Raw genomic sequence first — 23868 nt, forward strand, 5'->3', positions numbered from 1 at the left:
CGCTTTTAGACGCAAGGCGTTGCGGGACATCGGCGCGCGCCGCAACGTCACACACTCGCTTTCGCGGATACGTCACGCGTCACGCAATCCGCGAACGCCGCAAAAACGCCGGGATCGAGCTGACCACATCCGGCTTGCCCGCATTGCCGGCGATGAACGGGCTCCACGGCTGCGCGCGAACCGGTCCCTTGGTGTGCCACACGACGTTGAACTGGCCGTCCGCGCGTACCTCGCCGATCATCACCGGCTTGTGCAGATGGTGGTTGCCGTCCATCTCGAGCGTGAAGCCCGAGGGCGCGGCGAAGGTCTGCCCGACCATCGCGACGCGCACCTTGTCGACCTCGGTGCTCTTCGCTTTCTCGACCGCCTGCTTCCACATATGAATGCCGACGAAGGTCGCTTCCATCGGATCGTTGGTCACGCGCTTCGTGCCGCCCGGCAGGTTGTTGTCCTTGACCCACGCGGCCCATTGCTTCTTGAACTTCTCGTTGGCCGGATTGCGCAGCGACATGAAGTAGTTCCACGCCGCCAGATTGCCGACGAGCGGCTTCGTATCGATGCCGCGCAACTCTTCCTCGCCGACCGAGAACGCGACGACCGGCACGTCCGAGGCCTTGAGCCCCTGGTTGCCGAGTTCCTTGTAGAACGGCACGTTCGAATCGCCGTTGACGGTCGAGATCACCGCGGTCTTGCCGCCCTGTGAGAAGGTCTTGATGTTCGCGACGATGGTCTGATAGTCGCTATGGCCGAACGGCGTATAGACCTCCTGAATATCGGCTTCCTGCACGCCTTTCGACTTGAGGAACGCGCGCAGGATCTTGTTGGTCGTGCGCGGATAGACGTAGTCGGTGCCGAGCAGGAAGAAGCGCTTCGCGCCGCCGCCTTCGGCGCTCATCAGATACTCGGTCGCGGGAATCGCCTGCTGATTCGGCGCCGCGCCCGTATAGAACACGTTGCGCGACATCTCCTCGCCTTCGTACTGCACGGGATAGAACAGCAGGCCGTTCAATTCCTCGAACACCGGCAGCACCGATTTGCGCGACACCGAGGTCCAGCAGCCGAACACGGCCGCGCACTTCTCCTGCGTCAGAAGCTGGCGCGCTTTCTCGGCGAAGAGCGGCCAGTTCGATGCCGGGTCCACCACCACGGGCTGAATCTGCCGGCCCATCACGCCTGCGTTCCGGTTGATGTCCGCGATCGTCATCAGCGCGGTGTCCTTCAGCGAGGTTTCGGAGATCGCCATCGTGCCCGACAGCGAATGCAGGATGCCGACCTTGATCGGACCGCCATCGGACTGCGCGTGTGCGAACGGCACGCGGCCCGCAAGCGCGAGCGCGCCGGCCATGGAGCCATACTTCAACAGACTGCGACGTTTCATGTGCTTTCCCCTTGCCATTGATGGTCACTGCTTATAAGCGTCGGTTTCAGCCAGCGGGACCTGGACCGTACGACTAGCCGCTCGTCTACTGCAAGGCATATGCCATGTGACGCATCGGGTGCGGGGCGCGCGCGATGCTTGTGGTGGCGCGGCCGGCGGCGGCGCGGGTATCGCGCATTCGCGGGCGGATAGCGGCGCGAATCTGGTGCAGGCGCACGCGCTGTGCCTCGTTCGAGTGCGCGCCGCGCTGTAACGAAGCGTGGATAAGCGTCAGTGGCCGGGAGCGGGCGCAAGCGGCGTGTGTGCGGGTGCATGCGCAGCCGGCGTGTGTGGGGGATGTGTGTTCGGTGAGGGGCGACGATCGCATCGTGCGAGCGCGAGTCGCTATTCGCAAGCAGCTATTCAAGCGAGCTGCGCGCATGGCGCCGCTGTTCGAGCGCGCGCTTCACAAGCTGCGCGACGTGATGTGAGGCGAGGTGACGGACGGGCAGAGGCGGAAGAGTAACGACAACAGCAAAGGTACAAAAAACAAACGGCGCAAGGACTGCCCGCTCTTGCGCCGTCGCAACGCGCTGGTTACCGCGCGTTCAAACTCAATAGCTCCGCCTCAATACGTGGGAACCGACGGATCGACCTGGCGCGACCACGCATCGATGCCGCCTTGCAGATTGAACACGTTCGTATGGCCGCGCGATTCGAGGAACATCGCGACCTGGGCACTGCGCGCGCCGTGATGGCAGATGCAGACGATCTGCGCGTCGTCGTCGAGTTCTTCGCTGCGCGCGGGAATCTCGCGCATCGGAATCGACACGATGCCGGCCATCGACGCCGTTTGCAGTTCCCACGGCTCGCGCACGTCGAGCAGCACGGGCGCGGGACGCGAGGTGTCGGCGAGCCATTCGGCGAGTGCCGGAGCGGTCAGGTTTTGCATCAGCGGGACATCCAGTTCAGGGGACGGCGGCATGTGCGCCGTCCGTCCGGTAAAAAAATGCAGCCAAAAGCCGCTTCAGAACTTGAAGCGCGGCGGTTGCACCGCGTTGGCGAGCGGCTCGATGTAGGTTTCGAACACGTCGGCGATGCGGTACTGCTTCTCGTCGATGCGCGTGATGATTTGCGCCTTCATGACGGGGGCGGTGCCGACGAACGCGGCGAGACGGCCGCCCACCTTCAACTGTTCGAGGATTTCCTGCGGCAGCACCGGCAGGCCGCCCGACACGCAGATCACGTCGTACGGTGCCGCGCCGGCCCAGCCGCGCGCGGCGTCGCCGGTTGCGACTTCGGCGTTCAGCACGCCGTTGGCGATCAGGTTGCTCTTCGCGAGTTCGGCCAGTTCCGGCTCGATCTCGACGCTCAGCACGTGCTGCGCGCGATGCGCGAGCAGCGCCGCCATGTAACCCGAGCCCGCGCCGATTTCGAGCACGCTTTCGTGCTTCTTCACCGCCAGTTCCTGCAGCACGCGCGCCTCGACGCGCGGCGCCAGCATGTGCTGACCGGCCGGCAGCGGCACTTCGAGGTCGGCGAAAGCGAGGTCGCGGTAGGCGGCGGGGACGAAATTCTCACGTTTGACGATCGAGAGCAGATTCAGCACGTCCTGGTCGAGCACTTCCCAGGGGCGGATCTGCTGTTCGATCATGTTGAAACGCGCTTGCTCGATGTTCATGGTGGATTCGGCGGTTTTGGTTTGGCGAGCGGGCGGGGAGCCGCGGACTGTTGACCTGACTGTGCCGCGGCTTGGTTGCCGGCGGGCGCGGCTTCGCGGGAAAGCCTTCGGAGTTGCGGGCCGCGTCAGGGTAGCGGCGCGATTGTACCAAATGGCGGCAGTTCGCCGGACTTCGGCAGCCAATCGGCAGCCAATCGGCGAGCAGGCGGCACGCGGGCGGCCGGTAAGCGGTCAGTCGTCCGCCCGCCCGGGGCCGGCCGTGCGCGGCGCCCCCCGTGTTAATCCCTAGCGATCGGTTCTTGCGATTCGCCGCGTCATCGCGCAAAAATGTAATCGATTACATTTTTGCGCGAGCCCCTGTGTCCAGAACTTCGTCGAAGTCGTCTCCGGCCGCGCCGGCCACCGCGAGCGGGGCGGCTTCCGAGGTCGCCGGCGCGTCGCTGCGCGCGGCCGGCGACATCTCGATTGCGGGCGTCGCGCAGCAGGCGGGCGTCTCGGTCGCGACGGTCTCGCGCGTCTTGAACGGCCACGAGAACGTGCGGGCCGCGACGCGCGACAAGGTGCTCGCCGCGATCGACGCGAGCGGCTATCGCGTCAACGAACTCGCGCGCAATCTGCGCACGGCGGAAAGCCGCCTGCTGCTGACGATGGTCCCCGACTTCGGCAATCCGTTCTACGCCGAGATCGTGCGCGGCATCGACAGCGTCGCGCGTCAGCACGGCTACTTCATGCTGTTGTGCGACACCGGCGCGGACCCGGGCCGCGAGCGCAGCTATTTCGACATGCTGCGCCGCCGCCGCGCCGACGGCGCGATCTGCCTCGATCCGGACACGATCCAGCAGGCGCTCGGCGAGGCCTCGCAGGCGCTGCCGTGGGTCGCCTGCTGCGAGTTCGACCCGGCGGTGGGCGTGCCGTATGCCGGCATCGACAACTACCGCGCGGCCGGCGACGCGGTTCGGCATCTGCTCGCGCGCGGCCATCGGCGCATCGGGCTCATCAATTCCGACGTCGGCTATCTGTATGCGCGGCAGCGCCAGCAGGGCTATCTCGATGCGCTCGCCGAGGCCGGCATCGCGCCGGACCCGCGCTGGCGCATGAACCTGAACAGCCTCGACTACGAAGCGGGCGCCTCGGCCGCGGTCACGCTGATGCAGCAGCCCGCCGCGCCGAGCGCGATCTTCGCGGTGTCGGATACGCTCGCGATCGGCGTGATCCACGGTTTGCGCAGCGTCGGCAAGCGCGTGCCCGACGACGTCGCCGTGGTCGGCTTCGACGATATTTCGCTCGCCGCGCAGATCGATCCGCCGCTCACGACGATCGCGCAGCCGATGCGCGAACTCGGCGAAACGGCCGCGCGCCTGCTGCTGCAACGACTCGCGAATCCGCAGGCCAGCGTGCCGGGCGTGCTGCTGCCGCATCGCCTCGTGATTCGCGGGAGTGCCTGAGCCATGAGCCTCGCGATCCGCTTCGACGACATCCGCAAGGACTTCGGCCCCGTGCGCGTGCTGCACGGCGTGAGCTTCGAGATCGCACCGGGGCGCATCTACGGCTTGCTCGGCGAGAACGGCGCGGGCAAGTCGACGCTGATGAAAATCCTCGCCGGTTACGAAACGGCCACGTCGGGCAGCGTGCTCATCGACGGTCACGCGCGGCGCTTTAGCGGTTCGCGCGACGCCGAGGCGCAAGGCATCGTGCTGATCCACCAGGAGTTCAATCTCGCCGAGCACCTGACGATCGCGCAGAACATGTACCTCGGCCACGAGAAGCGGCGCGGCTGGTTCGTCGACGATGCCGCGATGCGTGCCGACGCCGCGCGCTATCTCGCGCAGGTCGGGCTCGAGCGCGCGCCCGACACGAAGGTGCGCGAGCTGATCGTCGCGGAAAAGCAGATGGTCGAGATCGCGAAGGCGCTGTCGCGGCGCGCGCGTCTGCTCATCATGGACGAGCCGACCGCGACATTGACGCCCGCCGAAACCGAACGGCTCTTCGCGCTGATGGCGAAGCTCAAGGCCGACGGCGTGACGATCGTCTACATCTCGCACAAGCTCGACGAAGTCGAGCGCATCACCGACGAGGTGATCGTGATGCGCGACGGCCGCTTCGTCGCGCGCGGCGAGACCGCAGGGCTTGCGCGCCAGCAGATGGCGAACCTGATGGTCGGGCGCGAGCTGTCCGATATGTTCCCCGACAAGGCGACCGCGCCCGCCGATGCGCCGGTTGCGTTGCGCGTGAACGGCCTCACGGTGCCCGACTGGGTCGAGGACCTGAGCTTCGAGGTGCGCGCCGGCGAAGTGCTCGGCTTCGCGGGGCTGGTCGGCGCAGGCCGCACCGAGGCGTTCGAGGCGCTCATCGGCTTGCGCAAACGCACGGGCGGCCGCCTCGACATCGCGGGCCGGCCCGTCGATCTGAAAAGCCCGCGCGAGGCGATGCGCCACGGCCTCACGTATCTGAGCGAGGACCGCAAGGGCAAAGGCCTGCACGTCGATCTGAACCTGCAGGACAACCTCACGCTGATGACGCTCGAACGCTACGCGCATCCGCTGCTCGACCTGAAGGCGGGCCGCGCGGCCTTGCAGAAAGCGGTCGGCGAATTCGGCATTCGCACGGGCGACCTGTCGAGCCGCGCGCGCATGCTCTCGGGCGGCAACCAGCAGAAGCTCGCGCTCGCGAAGTTTCTGCAACCGGACCCGAGCGTGATCGTGCTCGACGAGCCGACGCGCGGCGTCGACGTCGGCGCGAAACGCGACATCTATTTCCTGATTCATCGTCTCGCCGCGCAGGGCCGCGCGGTGATCGTCATTTCATCCGAACTGATCGAGCTGATCGGCTTGTGCCATCGCGTCGCCGTGATGCGCGCGGGACGCCTGCAAGCGACGCTCGCGCTCGACCATCTGACCGAAGAGGAGTTGATCGCCCATGCGACCGGCACCCACTGAAGCCGTGCCATCACGCCGCGCGCTGCGCGTCGCGCAGCGGCTCTATACGCTCGGGCCGCTCGTCGGGCTGATCGCGCTGTGCATCGTCGGCACGCTGCTCAATCGCGATTTCGCGACGCTCGACAACCTCATGAACGTGCTCACGCGCACGTCGTTCATCGGCATCATCGCGGTCGGCATGACCTTTGTGATCATTTCGGGCGGCATCGATCTGTCGGTCGGCTCGATGGCCGCACTGATCGCGGGCAGCATGATCTGGCTCATGAACGCGCTGGCGGCGGGCGCAGCAGGCCATGCGTTGCCGCCGTTGCTGATCGTGACGATCGGCATCGTCGCGGCGCTCGTGCTCGGTGCGCTGTTTGGTTGCGCGCACGGCTTGCTGATTACAAAAGGGCGCATCGAGCCGTTCATCGTCACGCTCGGCACGCTCGGGATTTTTCGCGCGGTGCTGACGTGGCTCGCCGACGGCGGGGCGTTGACACTCAATGATTCGTTATCCGATCTGTATGGCCCGGTCTATTACGCGAGCCTGTTCGGCGTGCCGGTGCCGATCTGGGTGTTTCTCGTGGTCGCGGCGGGCGGCGCGCTGATCCTCAATCGCACCGCGTTCGGCCGCCATGTGCAGGCGATCGGCTCGAACGAACAGGTTGCGCGCTATGCGGCGATTCGCGTCGATACCGTGAAGATCGTCACGTATGTGCTGCTCGGGATGTGCGTGGGCGTGGCGACCGTGCTGTATGTGCCGCGCCTCGGTTCCGCGACGCCGACCACCGGCCTGTTGTGGGAGCTTGAAGCGATCGCGTCGGTGGTGGTCGGTGGCACCGCGCTCAAGGGCGGCGAGGGGCGCGTGATCGGCACCGTGATCGGCGCGATCCTGCTTTCGGTGATCGCGAACATCCTGAACCTGACCAGCATCATCAGCGTGTATCTGAATGCGGCGGTGCAGGGCGTCGTAATTATTTTCGTCGCGTTCGTGCAGCGTGGAAGGCGGTAGTGGGGCGCTGCCGGTTGGAAGCGCGGCGAGCAAGGGCCGTAGTGAAGCAGCCATGAGGCAGCAATGAAGCCTTAGCCAGTCAGCCGCAAAGCAACCGCAAAGCAACCGCAGTGCGGCCACGGTGATGAAGTAACGGCAGTGCGGACGCAGCGAAAAGCAGCAAAAGAAAGCAGCAAACGCAACAACGGCAATCTGAACGCAGGTCCGAAAAACGGGGTGCCCCGAGCGCCTCAACATTGGAGACACACCATGAAGCAGGTCATTCGAGCGATCGGCGCCGGCATGCTGGCGTTGGGAATACTGGGCACGGTGGGCGCGGCGCGCGCCGACGACAAGGTCACGCTAGGCGTCGCGATTCCGACGGCCGATCACGGCTTCACGGGCGGCATCGTCTGGTGGGCCAACAAGGCGAAGGCCGATCTCGAGAAAGCGCATCCCGATCTGAAGGTGATCGTGAAGACCGCGGCCAACTCGCCCGAGCAGGCGAACCAGTTGCAGGACCTCGTGACCGTCAACAAGATCAACGCGCTGGTGATCTTTCCGTATGAATCGGCTTCGCTCACGCAACCGGTCGAGCAGGTCAAGAAGAAAGGCGTGTACGTGACCGTGGTCGATCGCGGCCTCACGAACACGAGCGCACAGGATGCCTATGTGGCCGGCGACAACACCGCGTTCGGCCGGATTCCCGCCGAGTATCTGGCGAAGTCGCTCGGCGGCAAGGGCAATATCGTTGCGCTGCGCGGCATTCCGACCACGCTCGACAACGAGCGCTGGACCGCGTTCACGAACGTAATCAAGAACTATCCGGACCTCAAGATTCTCGACGCGAAGTACGCGAACTGGAATCGCGACGATGCGTTCAAGGTGATGCAGGACTACCTGACGCGCTTCAAGCATATCGACGCCGTGTGGGCCGCCGACGACGACATGGCGGTCGGCGTCGTCAAGGCGATCGATCAGGCGAAGCGCAACGACATCAAGATCGTGTTCGGCGGCGCGGGCTCGAAAGGCATGGTGAAGAACGTGATGGACGGCGCGCCGATGATCCAGGCCGACGTGTCGTACTCGCCGAAATTCATCTACGACGCGATCAAGCTCACGGCCGAGGCGCGGTTAAAAGGCGAGAAGCTGCCGGCCACGACGATCATTCCGTCGGTGCTGATTACGAAGGAAAACGCGCAGCAGTTCTATTTCCCGGACTCGCCGTTTTAAGTTAGGCGGCGCTCGGGCGACGCTGCGAGCGGCACGTTGGGTGCCATCTTGCGTTCCGCCCGGAGCATCGCGGCGCTGATCGTTTAACGCGCGCGGGAGCGTCCCGTTCATCCTGAAGGGAACGCGACCCGCGCGCGCCAGGTTCGAGGAACCGTACGATGAAAACCATCAAAGGTCCGGCGATCTTTCTCGCGCAGTTCATGGGCGACGAAGTGCCGTTCGACAATCTCGCGCATCTTGCGAACTGGGCGGCCGGTCTCGGCTTCAAGGGCGTGCAGGTGCCGTGCGATCCGCGCCTGATCGATCTCGAGAAAGCGGCCACGAGCGACGCGTATTGCGATGAGTTGCGCGAGACCGTCGATGACGTGGGCGTGGAGATTACCGAGCTGTCGACGCATCTGCAAGGACAACTGGTCGCCGTGCATCCCGCCTACGACGCGCTGTTCGACGGCTTTGCCGCGCCGCACGTGCGCGGCGATCCGGCCGCGCGCACGCAATGGGCGATCGCGCAGATGAAGCTCGCCGCGCAAGCATCGCGCCGCCTGGGATTGAGCACGCACGTGTCGTTTTCCGGCGCGCTCGCGTGGCCGTATCTGTATCCGTGGCCGCAGCGTCCGGCCGGTCTCGTCGAGGCTGCATTCGACGAACTCGCGCGCCGCTGGACGCCGATTCTCGATGCGTTCGATGCAGCCGGCGTCGACGTCTGCTACGAACTGCATCCGGGCGAGGACCTGCACGACGGCGTGAGCTTCGAGCGCTTTCTCGACGCGGTGAAGCAGCATGCGCGCGCGAACATTCTCTACGACCCGAGCCACTTCATGCTGCAACAGCTCGATTACCTTGCGTTCATCGACATCTATCACGAGCGCATCAAGGCGTTTCATGTGAAGGACGCCGAGTTCCGGCCGACCGGCAGGCAGGGCGTGTACGGCGGCTATAGCGGCTGGGTCGAGCGCGCGGGACGCTTCCGCTCTCTCGGCAATGGACAGATCGACTTCGGCGCGATCTTCTCGAAGATGGCGCAATACGATTTTCCGGGCTGGGCCGTGCTCGAATGGGAGTGCGCATTGAAGCATCCGCACGACGGCGCGCGAGAGGGCGCGGAGTTTATCCGGCGGCATATCATCCGCGTGGCCGAGCATGCGTTCGACGATTTCGCGGGCAGTGGCGTCGATGCCGTACGGTTGAAAAGCGTGCTTGGGATTTGATGGCCGTTTGTGCCGCGCGGGTTGCACGGTAGGGCTATTCGGAGATTGGCAGGCACGGCGGCGGTCCGTGAGCGCGGTGATAGAGAGCGGGTGACAAGGAACGGGTGACAGCAGCGCGCGGTGACAGAGGGCCCGCGCGAAGGAAGGACAGAAGGCGCGGTGGCGCGCACCGTGCGTGGCCGCGTGCCACACCCACCTACGCACGCGTCGCGCCGTCCAAACACAAAGACAAAGGAAGGAGAGGAAATCCGATGCCACAAAAAAAGCTCAGGCTCGGCATGGTCGGCGGCGGGCAGGGCGCGTTCATCGGCGCGGTGCACCGGATCGCCGCGCGGCTCGACGATCGCTTCGAACTCGTTGCGGGCGCGTTGTCGTCCGATCCCGAGCGCGCGCGGACGAGCGCGCTCGAAGCCGGCATCGCGCGCAGCTATGCGGACTGGCGCGAGATGGCGCGCGCCGAAGCCGCGCGCGATGACGGCATTGACGCGGTGGCGATCGTCACGCCGAATCATCTACATGCGCCAGTCGCGACGGCGTTTCTCGAAGCGGGCATCCACGTGATATGCGACAAGCCGCTCGCGGTGTCGCTCGCCGAAGGCGAGGCCCTCGCGCAACTCGCGCGCGCGAGGCAGCGGCTGTTCGCGCTCACGCATACGTATTCGGGCTATCCGCTCGTGCGCCATGCGCGCGAACTGGTCGAGCGCGGCGAGTTGGGCGAGATACGCGTCGTGCAGGTCGAATACGCACAGGACTGGCTCGCCGAACCGATCGAGGCGACCGGCGCGAACAGGCAGGCCGGCTGGCGCACGGACCCGGCGCTCGCGGGACCGGCGGGCTGTCTCGGCGACATCGGCACGCACGCGTATCACCTCGCCGTCTTCGTCACGGGGATGCTGCCGCGCGAACTTTCCGCCGAGCTGCATACCTTCGTGCCGGGTCGCCGTGTCGACGATCATGTGCAGGCGCTGCTGCGCTACGCGAACGGCGCGCGCGGCATGCTGTGGGCGAGCCAGGTGGCGAGCGGCGCGGAGAACGCGTTGCGGTTGCGTGTCTATGGCACGAAGGCGGGTCTTGCGTTCGATCAGGAGCAGCCTAACGAATTGTGGTTCACGCCGCTCGGCGGCACGGCCGAGCGACTGACGCGCGGGCGCGTGAACAGCGCGGTGGCCGCGCATGCGACGCGCGTGCCGCAGGGGCATCCGGAAGGGTATCTCGAAGCGTTTGCGCAGTTGTACAAGGACGCGGCCTTGCAGATCGACGCGTTGAACGAGGGCCGCGAGCCGCCGCCCGAAAGCCGGCTGCTGACGACGGTCGACGATGGCGTGGCCGGTTTGCGCTTTATCGAGGCCGTGCTCGCGAGCAGCGCGGCGGATGGGCAGTGGCAGGAGATCGCGGCGGGGTGAGTGGGGTGGTGGTTGGGGGCGAGTGGGGTGGGTTGGCTTGCCTTGCCTCGTCGCTGGCGATGGCGCTGGCATTGGGCCGCAAGGCCGCGATGTGGCGCGATGCTTTGTGATGTCGCGTGATGTCGCCAATGCGTTGCGCGGCGCCTGCGTGACACCGCTGCCGCGTTACTCGCCCTTGCTCTTTTTGATCTGCGCTTCGAACGCGACGTCGAGCTTGCTGGCCTTGCGCGGTTTCTGCGGACCGAACGCGTCGACGAATTTGACGAAGTCGTCGAGCGCGAGCGGCTCGGAGACCTTTTTATCGACGCCGCTCGCTTTATCGACCAGATAGAACAGGCCGCCAGACAGGCTGATCGCGGCAAAGCGGGGATTGCCGCTGCGCGTTTTCAGCCGCTCGACGGCATGGATGGCTCGGGTGGTGCGCATGATGGACTGCTGAGTGGGAAAAGACTGCTACTTTAACAATTTCGCGGACCTTCCGCGTTTGTGCGCGTTTGTGCGGATAGGGCGCTGGGTGGCTGCGTGAAGGTGACGATGTCAATCTAACGATTCCGAAGAGGTCTCAATTTCAAGCGAGTCAAACTCGACGATAAGCTCCGCCACGCATGTCGAGAAAAGTTGCGCGAGTTTGCCGGGTTGGTTATCGGTCTATCGTTCGGCTGTGGCTAACCTTCGTTGTGCTTTCTCGTAACGCTCTGTTCCCTCTTCCAGCATGTCGATTGCGTAAACGATGTTTTGAAGACCGAGATTCTCGACAATGCACCGACTCATTCCGACGAATGAAAGCGACGCACGCCGATTCTGCAAATACAGGCTCAGTGTGAGCGTTTCGCGCTCCGTCGACACATGGAGGGTGTCCATATACCAGTCGTGGAAGTGATTGAAGGCGTTCAGCTTGTCCATGCGTTGTCACCACGGAAGGATCGGTACAGGGTTGCCGAGGTCTCGGACCTTGCCGTCCCGGCATGGCGATGGTTCCATCGGGCAGCACGTCGCAGAGGCGGACAGGTGACCCCATCATCATGGGCCATGACGCGCGGTGCGTGAGCGGCAGGTTATGTCTGTAACGGCTTGTCGATGGGCTCTTGCGTAACCGGGATGTACTGCCTGATGTCGGGTTGCCCGAGAGCAATCAGGTTGAGCATGGCGACGCCAAGCCGGCGAGCAAATTCATCATCGAGCCGGTAATCGAAACTGTCCAGAAGGATGGGCATTTCGAGTTGACCGGCAGTTACCGTGGCGATCCTGGTTTGATCGACGGCATGAACGATGAATCTTTGTTGATCTTCGGCGCAAGTCAATATCACTGAATATGGCGTGTGGCTGGCCATCAATATCCCCTGCATTGTTGGTAACGATCAAACGCATTCTGCTCGCACAGAACCTGGCCGCGAGCGTTGCCTATGGCACGGCGCAACGCGGGAACGATGATGGCATTTCTGAGCATTCCCCTTGGACGCTTACTCCCCGGTCCTGGTTGCTAAGCCATCGTTTTTCCAGTTGACGGGCTCTGCTGTCGTTATCTGCAAACGCTCACGCAATTCCGGGTGGACGCCAGCCTGTACGAGTATCGCCAGGCCGCCGAGCTTACGCGCGTCTTCGTCGGTGAGTGGGCGCATGCTGTGATCGGCTTCGTCGGGAGGAACTCGCATCCCGCCTGTGCGTGCCAGTGCGTTATCAATGACACCTTGCACTTCCCGCCGGAACACGTTGCATATCATGAGTTGCTGCGCGTCTTCGTCATAAAAAATGATGCTGGCGCGTGGTGGTTTTTTCATGTTAATAGCCTCTGCAAGTTTGATAGTTGACGAAAGGTCGCTGAGAGCAAAGGGCATAGGTTCGGTTGTCCCGGTACATGGCGCGAGCAAAAGAGCATTCTTCCATTTCGGTTTCGTATATCACGTGACACTCTTCTTCGTCGGCCTCACTGACGCCACGCGCAGCTAACTCCTGTAGATCGCCGAGCGAAGCATCCTCTTTGTATTCGAACGGCTGCGCATTGCCGAGTGGCGTCGATACCGGTACGGCGATGGTTCCATCGGGCCGTACGTCGCCGGGGCGGGAAAACCAGATCGCGAGGTCATCATCGGATGCTAGCCGTGGCAATCGCGGGCGCTCGAATGAACGAGCGGTACGCGCCAGGCGTTGCTCGGGCCGGAATAGTTGCGACGGCGAGAAGGTTTCATGGTATGGCCGGGGCGGCTGTTCGATACGCACACTGCGTCCACCCGAGGCATGCGGCTTCGCCGCGACGGCAATCACATCGCCGCGCTCGACGGCGGTCCGCAGCATCCGGGCGAGTTGAGCCGGTGCAGCACCGCTCACGTATGCGCAGCCGGGCGCTTTGCGCATGAACGCGACGAGCCGTGCCAATTGGTGCGTGTCGTGCGTCAGTTCCCCTGAGCTTGCCGAAGTAATGAGCTGGCGGCCGGCACGTGCCTCATCGCTGAAAGTATTGCCGCGATATTCGTGCCGCGTATAAAGCGTGCAGCTCCGATGAGTTCCAACCTTGAATTCGATCGCCATCCGCCGTCCATACCCAAGTCAGATCAGCGGGAGAACCTATCATGGCGTCGAATCACGTATGACAAAAGAATGAATCCCTGAAACCACTGCGCACCCCGCAATACTGGCTGGCAGCCGCAGGAACACGCTATGCCGCGAGTGAGAGCATCTCGCAACATCGTGGACAACTGTCAACGAAAGCAGACCGAGATCAGCCCGCCGCGCTCGACCGGAAGGTTCGAATCGCCGACAATCGGCGGCATTGCCGGCGACCGAGGCCCGAGACGCCCGAGGTCGCGGCGCACCATGGAGCGAAACCGGCGATGAACCTCGACCCTCTCAGCGACGACAAGATCATCGCTTCCTGGCAGCGCAACGCGTCGCCGTGGATGAATGCGGTGCGCGCGGGCGAAATCGAAAGCCGGCGCCTTGTCACCGATCAGGCCGTGCTCGATGCCGTATTGGCGTGCGAACCGGCCACCGTCCTCGATCTGGGCTGCGGCGAAGGCTGGCTCGCGCTTACGCTGCAACGCCGCGGAATCGGCGTGACGGCGGTGGATGCGATCGCCGGACTGGTGCATGCCGCGACCGCCGCCGGCGTGCTCGACGGCAGAATCCTGTCGTACGAAGAGATCGCGGCGGGCCGGCTCGCCATGCGTGCCGACGTCGTGGTCTGCAATTTTTCGCTGCTCGGCAAGGAATCGGTCGACGGGCTGCTGCGCGCCGTGCCGATGCTGCTCGCTCCCGGCGCAAGCCTGATCGTGCAGACGCTGCATCCGCTCGTCGCATGCGGCGACTTGCCGTACGTCGACGGCTGGCGGCCGGGTTCGTGGGCGGGGTTCGGCGACGCATTCACCGACGCGCCGCCGTGGTATTTCCGGACCTTGCAGACGTGGCTCGAACTGATGGCGGCGAGCGGGCTGTTGCTGCGGGAGATGCGGGAGCCGGTGCATCCGCGCACCGGCAAGCCGGCCTCGGTGATTTTTCGCGCTCAGGTGCGGGAATAGCTGGCGAGTGCCGGGCGTAGGGTAGGGCGCGGCTGCAAGGCGCTCCCGCTTGCGAGCAAGCCCGGGCCGTTCGATGTCTTCACGTTTGACGATGGCGGGAAGCGCACCCAATAGCACCGAACAGTACCAGGCGGGGCGGCGGCATCCGGACAGACCATAGCCCCCATCAACCGCACACCCCTCAACACATAAGCCGCGCGGTCACTGGCTCAGATAAACGAACTTGCCGTCCCTGATGATGCCCATCACGCTCGCGCGCTGATCGAGCCCGACGTGGTCCTGCGGGCTCGTATTGACGACGCCGTTCGGCACCACGAGTTCATGCGCGTGTTCGAGTTCCTCGCGCAGCGCGACGCGAAACGCCGGCGTGCCCGGCTGCGCGGTCTTCAACGCGCGCGCGACCGCATCCTGCAAGCGCGGATACACGCCGGCCGCATCGCCGGCGAACTGCGTCACGCTGCCCGGGCCGTACTTCGCCTCGTACGCGTCGACGAACGCGAGCGCCGCTTTCTTCGACGGATGATCGGCCGGCAGCGAGCGCGCGACCACGACCGGCTGCGTCGGGAACAGCGTGCCTTCCACGTCCTTGCCGCCGAGCTTGATGAATTCGGGCGTGGCGATGCCGTGCGTCTGATAGATCGGCCCCTTGTAGCCGCGCTCGATCAGCGTGCGCTGCGGCAGCACGGTCGGCGTGCCCGCGCCGGCGATCAGGATCGCGTCGGGCTTCGCGGCCATCAGCTTGAGAATCTGGCCGGTCACGCTCGCGTCGGTACGGTTGTAGCGCTCGGTCGCGACCAGTTGAATATGGCGCAGCGCCGCGAACTTGCTGAACTCGTTGAGCCAGCTTTCGCCGTAGGCATCGGCGAACCCGATGAAGCCGACTGTCTTCACGTTGTGGTTCGACATGTAGCGCGTCATCACGTCGGCCATCGCGCTGTCGGTCTGCGCCATCTTGTAGGCCCAGACCTTCTTGCCTTCCTGCGGCTCGACCACGCTGGCCGAGCCGATCAGCGTAATCATGGGCGTCTGGCTTTCGGCGACCGGATCGAGCGCGGCCATCGCGGCCGGCGTGATGTTCGGCCCGACGATCACGTCGACGTGGTCCTCGTTGATGAGCTTGCGGATGTTGCGCACGGCGACGCCGGGGTCGGAGGCGTCGTCGAGGAAGATGTAGTCGGCTTTCTGGCCGGCGATCGTCTGCGGCCACATCAGCATCGCGTCCTTGCTCGTGATGCCGATCACGGCGGCCGGCCCCGTGTTCGACAGGTCGATGCCGACCTTGAGGTCGGCGTGCGCGGCGCTCGCGGCGAGCAGCGCACCGGCGGCGGCGAGGCCGCGCAACATGTTTCGAAGCGTGTTGTTATGCAACGTCATGAGAAAGGTCTCCGTAGCGGAAAGCGGGATTCAAACGGAATCGGGAAGCGGGAATCAGATAGAAGCGGAAATTAGAAAGCGGGAACCGGAAAGCAGGGCGCAATCAGCGCGGTTCCCGCCGCCATCAAAGTTCGTAGGTTTCGTGCTCGCCCTTGAGCGCCTGCTCGATCAGCTTGCGGTTCAGGCTCGGCGACAGCAGTTCGACGAGCGTGTACACGTAGCTGCGCAGATACGCGCCCTGTTTCAGCGCGACGCGCGTCACGTTGCTGCCGAACAGATGGCCGACCGGCATCGCGCGCAGATGGCGGTCGCGCTCGGCGTTGAACGCGATGTCGGCCATGATGCCGACGCCGAGCCCGAGTTCGACGTAGGTCTTGATCACGTCGGCGTCGATCGCTTCGAGCACGATGTCGGGATGCAGCCCGCGCAGGCGGAACGCCTCGTTGATCTTCGAGCGGCCGGCGAACGCGTTGTCGTAGGTAATCAGCGGGTACTGGGTCAGATCGTCGAGCGAGAGCAGCTTGCGCTCGATCAGCGGATGGTCCGGCTGCATCACCGCGAGGTGGTGCCACTGGAAGCACGGCAGCGAGACCAGATCCTTGTAGTTGGAGATCGCCTCGGTGGCGATCGCGAGGTCGGCCTGGTCGTGCAGCACCATCTCGGCGACCTGGGTCGGGCTGCCTTGCAGAATCGAAAGGTGGACCTTCGGGAAGCGCCGCTTGAACTCGGCGATCGCGCCCGGCAGCGAGTAGCGCGCCTGGGTGTGGGTCGCGGCGATCGTCAGGTTGCCCTGGTCCTGCGCCGCGTAATCTTTGCCGACGCGCTTGAGGCTTTCCACTTCCTGGAGGATTTTTTCGATCGATTGCAATATGATGCGGCCCGGCTCGGTCAACGAGCGCACGCGTTTGCCGTGGCGCGTGAAGATTTCGACGCCGAGCTCGTCTTCGAGCTCGATGATCGCCTTCGAGACGCCCGGCTGGCTTGTGAACAGCGCCTTGGCGGCTTCGGTGAGGTTGAAGTTCTGCCGCACTGCCTCGCGGACGAAGCGGAATTGGTGCAGATTCATATATAACCTCTGCGCATATAAAAAGAATTTTTTAGTCGTTTGAAATATAAGGCGAGTTTATTACGATCTGTCCAACTTTTTCAATATGGATATCTGTATTTGTCATAAGCAAATAAGCGATGGGTCTAAACCCTTGCTTGCGGCAGTTGACAAACACCGGTATTCGAGCCACGGCGGAAACCGGACCGCCGTGTGTCACGCAAAGTTTCGAAAAATTGGGGTCCCCGAATGTACCAATACGATCAGTACGACCAGACCATCGTCGATGAACGGGTCGCGCAATACGCCGATCAGGTTCGCCGCCGCTTGTCGGGCGAATTGAGCGAAGAGGAGTTCCGTCCGCTGCGCCTGCAGAACGGCCTGTACTACCAGCGCCACGCGTACATGCACCGTATCGCGATTCCGTACGGCAACCTGCGCAGCGACCAGATGCGCGTGCTTGCGCAGATCGCGCGCGAACACGACCGCGGCTACGGCCATTTCTCGACGCGCTCGAACATCCAGTACAACTGGATCAAGCTCGAGGAAACGCCGGAAATCCTGCGCAAGCTCGCCAGCGTGCAGATGCACGGCATCCAGACCTCGGGCAACTGCATTCGCAACATCACCGCCGATCAATTCGCCGGCGTCGCGCCCGACGAAGTGATCGACCCGCGTCCGTGGGCCGAAATCCTGCGTCAATGGTCGACGTTCCACCCCGAATTCGCGTGGCTGCCGCGCAAGTTCAAGATCGCCGTGTCGGGTTCGAAGGAAGACCGCGCGGCCGTGCAGATTCACGACATGGGCGTGTATCTGAAGAAGAACAAGCAGGGCGACGTGGTGGCCGATATTCTGGCCGGTGGCGGCCTCGGCCGTACGCCGATCGTCGGCGCGATCATCCGCCGCGACCTGCCGTGGCAGCATCTGCTGACCTACTGCGAAGCCGTGCTGCGCGTCTACAACCGCTACGGCCGCCGCGACAACATGTACAAGGCGCGCATCAAGATTCTCGTGAAGGCGCTCTCGCCGGAGAAATTCTCGGCGCAGGTCGAGGAAGAGTGGCAGCACCTGAAGGACGGTCCGTCGACGCTGACGCAGGTCGAAGTGGATCGCGTGGCGCAATACTTCGTGCCGCCCGCCTACGAGAAGCTGGCCGACACCGACGCGTCGTTCGAGAAGCATCTGCTCGAAAACCGTGCGTTCGCGCGCTGGGTCGAGCGTAACGTGCGTCCGCACAAGGTGGCGGGCTACGCCTCGGTGACGCTGTCGCTGAAGCCGACCACGATCGCCCCGGGCGACGCGACCGACGCGCAGATGGAAGCGGTCGCCGATTGGGCCGACGAATACTCGTTCGGCAAGATTCGCGTGTCGCACGAACAGAACCTGATTCTCGCCGACGTCAAGAAGCGCGACCTGTTCGCGGTCTGGGAAAAGGCCAAGGCGCAAGGCTTCGCGACGCCGAACGTCGGTCTCCTGACCGACATCATCGCGTGCCCGGGCGGTGACTTCTGCTCGCTCGCGAATGCGAAGTCGATCCCGATTGCGCTCGCGATCCAGGAACGCTTCAGCGATCTCGACTACGTGTACGACCTCGGCGACGTGTCGCTGAACATCTCGGGCTGCATCAACGCGTGCGGGCATCACCACGTCGGCAACATCGGCATTCTGGGCGTCGACAAGGACGGCTCGGAGTGGTACCAGGTGACGCTCGGCGGCGAGCAGGGCACGGGCGCGACCGGCGCTCACCTCGGCCGCGTGATCGGCCCGTCGTTCTCGGCTGAGGAAATGCCGGACGTGATGACAAAGGTGATCGACACCTTCGTGGAAAACCGCCAGGAAGGCGAGCGTTTCATCGATACCTACAACCGTATCGGCATCACCCCGTTCAAGGAGCGCGTGTACGCCGCGCGTCAACCGGCTCACGCGTAACCGCGAAAGGATACTGAACAGATGGCTTCTATCATCAAGAACCGCGCGATCGTCAACGACGACTGGACGGTCGTGCGCCCCGCGGAAGACGGCGCTTTGCCGACGGTCGGCGAACTGCCGGCCGGCAAGGTGATCGTGCCGCTGGCGCTGTGGCAGGCCGGGCGCGACGCGCTCGTCGCCGCGCGCGGCACGACGGAACTCGGCGTGTGGCTCGCGCCGGACAGCGAACCGGCGGATATCGTCGGCGACTTCGACAAGCTGGCATTGATCGCCGTGGATTTCCCGGTGTTCCGCGACGGCCGCGGCTACAGCATTGGCCGCCTGCTGCGCGAGCGCTATGGCTACCAGGGCGAGCTGCGCGCGATCGGCGACGTGCTGCGCGACCAGCTCACGTTCATGTTCCGCTGTGGCTTCGACGCCTACGCGCTGCGCGCCGACAAGGACTTCGACGACGCGCTGAAGGCGTTCGACGAATTCAGCGTGCAGTACCAGGGCGCCGTCGATAACCCGTCGCCGCTGTTCCGCCGCCGCGCGGCGCAGGCCGGCGCCGGCAAGGTGCCGGCATGAACACCGCCGCGCAAACGCTGGGCCCGGAGCTTGCCGCGAAAGTTGAACGCCTCGACGCGCTGCTCGATTCGATCGCCGCGCGTCACGCCAACGTGAAGCTCGCGAGCAGCCTCGCGGCCGAAGACATGCTGCTCACGCACGCGATCCTCTCGCGCGGCGTGAAGATCGGCATCTTCTCGCTGAACACGGGCCGTCTGCACGCGGAAACGCTCGGCATGCTCGAGCGCGTGAAAGAGCGCTACGGCTACGACATCGAGCAGTTTCATCCGCAGGTGGCCGCGGTCGAGCAGTACGCGAGCGAGCACGGCCTGAACGCGTTTTACGAAAGCGTCGAGCTGCGCAAGCGCTGCTGCGAGATCCGCAAGGTCGAGCCGCTCAATCGCGCGCTCGCCGACGTCAGCGCCTGGGTGACCGGGCAGCGCCGCGAGCAGTCGGTCACGCGGGCCGAGCTGCACGAGGAAGAGCACGACGGCGCGCGCGGCATCGCCAAGTTCAATCCGCTCGCGGACTGGAGCGAGGCCGAAGTGTGGGATTACCTGAAGGCGTTCGACGTGCCGGTCAATCCGCTGCACGCGCGCGGGTATCCGAGCATCGGCTGCGAGCCCTGTACGCGCGCGATCCGCCCCGGCGAGGACAGCCGGGCGGGGCGCTGGTGGTGGGAGTCGCGCGACACGAAGGAATGCGGCTTGCACATCACGGCGATTACGCCGATCGCGGTCGAGCCGAGCGAAAACGCATCGGCCTGATATCTCGCTACACTGGGAGCCTGGCTCCCGGTCCGAGCGCCGCATCAATCGAACTGAATACTTGTGCTCGGGCGGGCGACCGCTCGCCGGGCCAATCAACGAAGGACCCAACATGAGCACCACGCTCGATTCCACTGTGAACGCTCCGCTTATCAACACGGCGAACCGTATGGATCACCTCGATTGGCTCGAAGCCGAGTCGATCCACATCCTGCGCGAACTGGTCGCCGAATGCAGCAAGCCGGCGCTGCTGTTTTCGGGCGGCAAGGATTCCGTCGTGGTGCTCGCGCTCGCCCTGAAGGCCTTTGGCCTCGGTGCGAACCGCAAGACGCAGTTGCCGTTCCCGCTCGTGCATATCGACACGGGACACAACTACGACGAAGTGATCGACTTCCGCGATCGCCGCGCACAGGAGATCGGCGCCGAACTCGTGGTTGGCCACGTTGAAGATTCGATCAAGCGCGGCACCGTGCGTCTGCGCCGCGAAACGGATTCGCGCAACGCCGCGCAGGCGGTCACGCTGCTTGAAACCATCGAGCAATACGGCTATACCGCGATGATCGGCGGCGCGCGCCGCGACGAAGAAAAGGCCCGCGCGAAAGAGCGCATCTTCTCGTTCCGCGACGAATTCGGCCAGTGGGACCCGAAGGCGCAGCGCCCGGAACTGTGGAGCCTCTACAACGCGCGTCTGCACAACGGAGAACACCTGCGCGTGTTCCCGATCTCGAACTGGACCGAACTCGATGTGTGGCAGTACATCGCGCGCGAACAGCTCGAACTGCCGTCGATCTATTACGCGCACCAGCGCGAGATCGTGCGCCGCAACGGCTTGCTCGTGCCGGTTACGCCGCTCACGCCGATGCGCGAGGGCGAGACCAGCGAACAGACGCTCGTGCGCTTCCGTACCGTGGGCGACATCAGCTGCACGTGCCCGGTCGAAAGCGATGCGGACGATATCGAGAAGATCATCGCCGAGACGGCCGTGACCGAAATCACGGAGCGCGGCGCGACGCGGATGGACGATCAGGTGTCGGAAGCCGCGATGGAACAGCGCAAGAAGCAGGGTTATTTCTAAGCACACATGGGACCGGCGTAGCGCGCTAAAGCGCGAACTCCGGTCGACAGAGGGACAAGGAAAATCATGAGCAGTATTCATCAACCAGAAGACCTCGGCGTGCTGCGTTTCATCACCGCGGGCAGCGTCGACGACGGCAAGAGCACGCTGATCGGCCGCCTGCTGTACGACAGCAAGGCGGTCTTGAGCGACCAGCTTTCGGCGCTGTCGCGCGCGAAAAACAAGCGCACCGTGGGCGACGAAATCGATCTGTCGCTCCTGACCGACGGCCTCGAAGCCGAACGCGAACAGGGCATCACGATCGACGTCGCGTACCGCTACTTCGCGACCGCCAAGCGCAAGTTCATCATCGCCGATACGCCGGGCCACGAGCAGTACACGCGCAACATGGTGACGGGTGCCTCGACCGCGCACGCGGCGATCATCCTCGTCGACGCGACGCGCGTCACGTTCGAGAACGGCGTTGCGCAACTGCTGCCGCAAACCAAGCGCCATAGCGCGATCGTCAAGCTGCTCGGCCTGCAGCACGCGATCGTCGCGATCAACAAGATGGACCTCGTCGACTACAGCGAAGCGCGCTTCAACGAGATTCGCGACGCCTACGTCGAACTCGCGCGCCACCTCGGTCTCGAAGACGTGCGCTTCGTGCCGGTGTCGGCGCTGAAGGGCGACAACATCGTCACGGCAAGCGAGCGCATGCCGTGGTACGCGGGCGAGCCGCTGCTCGACGTGCTCGAAGCGCTGCCCGTCGAAACCGCGAGCGGCGAGGCGCTGCGCTTCCCGGTGCAGTGGGTCGCGCGCCAGGACGGCAGCCAGGCCGACGATTTCCGCGGCTACATGGGCCGTATCGAATCGGGCGAAGTGAAGCTCGGCGACACGATCGTCGTGCTGCCGGCCAATCGCGAAGCGACCGTGGCCGAGATCATCGCGCCGGTGGTCGGCGGCACCGCGCAGGTGGATCGCGCGTTCGCGGGTCAAACGGTCACGATCCGTCTCGCGGAAGACGTCGACGTGTCGCGCGGCGATACCTTCGTGCTGCGCGCAGCGGCGCCGGAGCCGGCGAAGAAGCTCGAAGCGGACCTCTGCTGGTTCGACGACACGCCGCTCTCGACGCAGCGCAAGTATCTGCTCAAGCAAACCACCAACACGGTGTTCGCGAAGATCGGCGCGATCCAGGAAGTGCTCGACGTGCATACGCTGTCGCAGGCCATCGATCGCAAGGAACTCGCGATGAACGACATCGGCCGTGTCGCACTGACCTTGCAGAAGCCGCTCGTGTGCGACGCGTACGATTCGCATCAAGGCACGGGCGCGTTCGTGCTGATCGACGAAGCGACGAACCATACCGTCGCGGCTGGTATGATCCGGGCATTTTCGGCCTGAGCGAGACGCCTGAACGCGCGATATGCGCGATGACGCGGCAGGAGCGACGCAAAAGGGCTACGCGGGCGGTGCACGGCGCCGCCTGCCTACGCTGCAACGAACAGGTTGATGTCCATGGGTAAGGTTTATCTGATCGGCGCGGGACCCGGTGCCGCGGACCTGATTACGGTGCGCGGCGCGCGGCTGCTCGGCACCGCCGACGTGGTGCTGCACGACGCGCTCGTCGAGCCGGCGATGCTCGACTACGCACCCGCCAGCGCGAAGCGCATTGCGGTCGGCAAGCGCTGCGGACAGCTCTCGACGGCCCAGCAGTTCATCAACAAGCAGATCGTCGACGCGGCTTTGGAGCACGACGTGGTCGTGCGTCTGAAGGGCGGCGATCCGATGCTGTTCGGCCGCGCGGACGAGGAAATGCGCGCGCTCGAAGCGGCCGGCATCGAGTATGAAGTGGTGCCGGGCATTACCGCCGCGCTCGCGAGCGCGGCATCGCTGCAACGCTCGCTGACCTTGCGCGGCGTATCGCGCAGCGTCGCGCTGGCGACGTTCAGCCGCGCGCCGGGCTCCGAGGAAATCCGCGAGCAGGTCAATGCCGATTCGCTCGTGTTCTACATGGGGCGCGACAGCGGCGTCGAGATCGCGCAGCAGTTGATCGATGCAGGCAAGCCGGCGACGACGCCGGTTGCGATCGTCGAAGCATGCAGCACGCCGCGCGAGCGCATGCTGACGCTGACTCTCGAGGAGTTGGCCGCCGGTGACGCGCAGCGCTGGGTCGATGCTTCGCAGCCGAGTCTGCTGATGATCGGCGAGGCGTTCGCGGAGCGGGAGCGGCAAACCGATGCGGGGCAGTCTGCGAAGGGTATTCGGGTCGCCGCCTGAGGTCTTCGCTGCGAGGTTTTTCCGGTCGGCCGTCGCGTGATGCGTCGGCCGATTTCATTTTCTGGCCAGGTTCAGATCAGGCTCGCGTCATGGGCCCGAACCACGGGCTTGAATCATGGCCCCGAATCAGGCCCATCTACGCCAGCGCAGCGCACGCTACCGGGCGAGCCTCAAATCTGCTGCAAACAGTACTGCGCGAGCGCATCCAGTACCGATTCATCCTCGCCGACCGCGACCGCGCAGCGAATCTCGACGGCCGGATGAGCGGCGCGGCACCGGTCGATCAGCGCGGGCAGGTCCTGTCTGACGTGGCCGCCCTGGCCGAAGAACACCGGCACGACCGTGATCGCGTCGCACCCCTCGCCGACGAGTTGCGTCACCGCCGTCGGCAGATCGGGCTCCATCAATTCCAGAAACGCGAGCGTGACGGCCTGTGCGCCGCCCGTTGCGGTACGCGCCGCGCGCAGCTTGCCGGCGAGCCGTTCGAACGGCTCGCGCCAGCGCGCATCGCGCGCGCCGTGGCCAAACAGAATCAGTCCATGCATCGCCATCGCGTCGACTCCCGACGAT

The 23868-nt window shown here is 64.6% G+C and carries 24 protein-coding genes; 13 read left to right on the plus strand and 11 right to left on the minus strand.

The features are described from left to right. Positions 1-79: 79 nt before the first annotated feature. The 3 genes from urtA to F3J19_RS01335 all read right to left on the minus strand — a co-directional run bounded on the left by urtA (position 80) and on the right by F3J19_RS01335 (position 3038). Complete coding sequence (gene urtA, locus F3J19_RS01325) at positions 80-1378, minus strand: urea ABC transporter substrate-binding protein (protein WP_167036470.1); 1299 nt, start codon at positions 1376-1378, stop codon at positions 80-82. A gap of 607 nt (positions 1379-1985) precedes the next feature. Next, on the minus strand, positions 1986-2309 hold the full coding sequence (locus F3J19_RS01330) for a rhodanese-like domain-containing protein (protein ID WP_013088667.1): 324 nt from the start codon (positions 2307-2309) through the stop codon (positions 1986-1988). A gap of 75 nt (positions 2310-2384) precedes the next feature. Continuing rightward, positions 2385-3038 (minus strand): protein-L-isoaspartate O-methyltransferase, encoded by a 654-nt coding sequence (locus F3J19_RS01335; RefSeq protein WP_167036472.1) that lies wholly within the window; start codon positions 3036-3038, stop codon positions 2385-2387. A gap of 359 nt (positions 3039-3397) precedes the next feature. Here F3J19_RS01335 and F3J19_RS01340 point away from each other — a divergent pair, with 359 nt between their 5' ends. The 6 genes from F3J19_RS01340 (at position 3398) to F3J19_RS01365 (ending at position 10791) form a co-directional block, all read left to right on the plus strand. After that, positions 3398-4483: a LacI family DNA-binding transcriptional regulator gene (locus tag F3J19_RS01340; RefSeq protein WP_167036475.1), complete on the plus strand. Its 1086-nt coding sequence runs from the start codon at positions 3398-3400 to the stop codon at positions 4481-4483. Between the two features lie 3 nt (positions 4484-4486). Beyond that, entirely contained in the window at positions 4487-5974 is a 1488-nt protein-coding gene (locus F3J19_RS01345) for a sugar ABC transporter ATP-binding protein (RefSeq protein ID WP_167036478.1), read from the plus strand. Further along, entirely contained in the window at positions 5955-6968 is a 1014-nt protein-coding gene (locus tag F3J19_RS01350; protein ID WP_167036481.1) for an ABC transporter permease, read from the plus strand. The genes F3J19_RS01345 and F3J19_RS01350 overlap by 20 nt, the downstream gene beginning before the upstream one ends. A 249-nt stretch (positions 6969-7217) precedes the next feature. Then, complete coding sequence (locus tag F3J19_RS01355) at positions 7218-8180, plus strand: substrate-binding domain-containing protein (RefSeq protein ID WP_167036484.1); 963 nt, start codon at positions 7218-7220, stop codon at positions 8178-8180. A 158-nt stretch (positions 8181-8338) separates the two neighbouring features. Next, entirely contained in the window at positions 8339-9388 is a 1050-nt protein-coding gene (locus F3J19_RS01360) for a sugar phosphate isomerase/epimerase family protein (protein WP_167036487.1), read from the plus strand. A 251-nt stretch (positions 9389-9639) separates the two neighbouring features. Further along, on the plus strand, positions 9640-10791 hold the full coding sequence (locus tag F3J19_RS01365) for a Gfo/Idh/MocA family oxidoreductase (protein ID WP_167036490.1): 1152 nt from the start codon (positions 9640-9642) through the stop codon (positions 10789-10791). Positions 10792-10956: 165 nt separating this feature from the next. Here F3J19_RS01365 and F3J19_RS01370 read toward each other — a convergent pair whose 3' ends face one another. The 5 genes from F3J19_RS01370 to F3J19_RS01390 all read right to left on the minus strand — a co-directional run bounded on the left by F3J19_RS01370 (position 10957) and on the right by F3J19_RS01390 (position 13317). Beyond that, a complete protein-coding gene (locus F3J19_RS01370; RefSeq protein ID WP_167036493.1) occupies positions 10957-11217 on the minus strand; it encodes a hypothetical protein in 261 nt (86 codons plus the stop codon). A 222-nt stretch (positions 11218-11439) separates the two neighbouring features. Next, positions 11440-11694 (minus strand): hypothetical protein, encoded by a 255-nt coding sequence (locus F3J19_RS01375; protein WP_240158621.1) that lies wholly within the window; start codon positions 11692-11694, stop codon positions 11440-11442. Between the two features lie 152 nt (positions 11695-11846). Further along, the gene (locus F3J19_RS01380) at positions 11847-12122 is read right to left on the minus strand and encodes a hypothetical protein (RefSeq protein WP_167036496.1); all 276 of its coding nucleotides are present in this window, start codon (positions 12120-12122) and stop codon (positions 11847-11849) included. 129 nt (positions 12123-12251) lie between these two features. Further along, positions 12252-12569, minus strand: a complete 318-nt coding sequence (locus tag F3J19_RS01385) for a hypothetical protein (protein ID WP_167036499.1) — start codon at positions 12567-12569, stop codon at positions 12252-12254. 1 nt (position 12570) lies between these two features. Beyond that, positions 12571-13317 (minus strand): hypothetical protein, encoded by a 747-nt coding sequence (locus F3J19_RS01390; RefSeq protein WP_167036502.1) that lies wholly within the window; start codon positions 13315-13317, stop codon positions 12571-12573. Positions 13318-13619: 302 nt separating this feature from the next. On the opposite strand from F3J19_RS01390, the gene F3J19_RS01395 reads away from it, so the two are divergent. Beyond that, positions 13620-14303 (plus strand): methyltransferase domain-containing protein, encoded by a 684-nt coding sequence (locus tag F3J19_RS01395; protein ID WP_167036505.1) that lies wholly within the window; start codon positions 13620-13622, stop codon positions 14301-14303. 201 nt (positions 14304-14504) lie between these two features. Here the strand turns inward: F3J19_RS01395 and F3J19_RS01400 are convergent, their stop codons facing one another. Continuing rightward, entirely contained in the window at positions 14505-15677 is a 1173-nt protein-coding gene (locus F3J19_RS01400; protein WP_167036508.1) for an ABC transporter substrate-binding protein, read from the minus strand. A gap of 124 nt (positions 15678-15801) precedes the next feature. Then, positions 15802-16743, minus strand: a complete 942-nt coding sequence (locus tag F3J19_RS01405) for a CysB family HTH-type transcriptional regulator (protein ID WP_167036511.1) — start codon at positions 16741-16743, stop codon at positions 15802-15804. Positions 16744-16971: 228 nt separating this feature from the next. Between F3J19_RS01405 and F3J19_RS01410 the strand changes: the two genes are divergently transcribed. The 6 genes from F3J19_RS01410 to cobA all read left to right on the plus strand — a co-directional run bounded on the left by F3J19_RS01410 (position 16972) and on the right by cobA (position 23298). After that, on the plus strand, positions 16972-18651 hold the full coding sequence (locus F3J19_RS01410) for a nitrite/sulfite reductase (RefSeq protein WP_167036514.1): 1680 nt from the start codon (positions 16972-16974) through the stop codon (positions 18649-18651). Positions 18652-18672: 21 nt separating this feature from the next. After that, entirely contained in the window at positions 18673-19218 is a 546-nt protein-coding gene (locus F3J19_RS01415; RefSeq protein ID WP_167036516.1) for a DUF934 domain-containing protein, read from the plus strand. Beyond that, on the plus strand, positions 19215-19964 hold the full coding sequence (locus tag F3J19_RS01420) for a phosphoadenylyl-sulfate reductase (protein ID WP_167036519.1): 750 nt from the start codon (positions 19215-19217) through the stop codon (positions 19962-19964). Before F3J19_RS01415 ends, F3J19_RS01420 begins: the two co-directional genes overlap by 4 nt. A 112-nt stretch (positions 19965-20076) precedes the next feature. Next, on the plus strand, positions 20077-21039 hold the full coding sequence (cysD, locus tag F3J19_RS01425) for a sulfate adenylyltransferase subunit CysD (RefSeq protein WP_167036522.1): 963 nt from the start codon (positions 20077-20079) through the stop codon (positions 21037-21039). 66 nt (positions 21040-21105) lie between these two features. Continuing rightward, complete coding sequence (locus F3J19_RS01430; protein WP_167036525.1) at positions 21106-22422, plus strand: GTP-binding protein; 1317 nt, start codon at positions 21106-21108, stop codon at positions 22420-22422. Positions 22423-22536: 114 nt separating this feature from the next. Continuing rightward, the gene (cobA, locus tag F3J19_RS01435) at positions 22537-23298 is read left to right on the plus strand and encodes a uroporphyrinogen-III C-methyltransferase (protein WP_167036952.1); all 762 of its coding nucleotides are present in this window, start codon (positions 22537-22539) and stop codon (positions 23296-23298) included. Between the two features lie 170 nt (positions 23299-23468). On the opposite strand, the gene F3J19_RS01440 is transcribed toward cobA, so the two are convergent. Further along, positions 23469-23849, minus strand: a complete 381-nt coding sequence (locus tag F3J19_RS01440; RefSeq protein WP_167036528.1) for a CbiX/SirB N-terminal domain-containing protein — start codon at positions 23847-23849, stop codon at positions 23469-23471. Positions 23850-23868: the final 19 nt, after the last annotated feature.

The sequence above is a fragment of the Burkholderia sp. Ax-1724 genome, assembly GCF_011752995.1.
Taxonomy (GTDB): Bacteria; Pseudomonadota; Gammaproteobacteria; order Burkholderiales; family Burkholderiaceae; genus Paraburkholderia.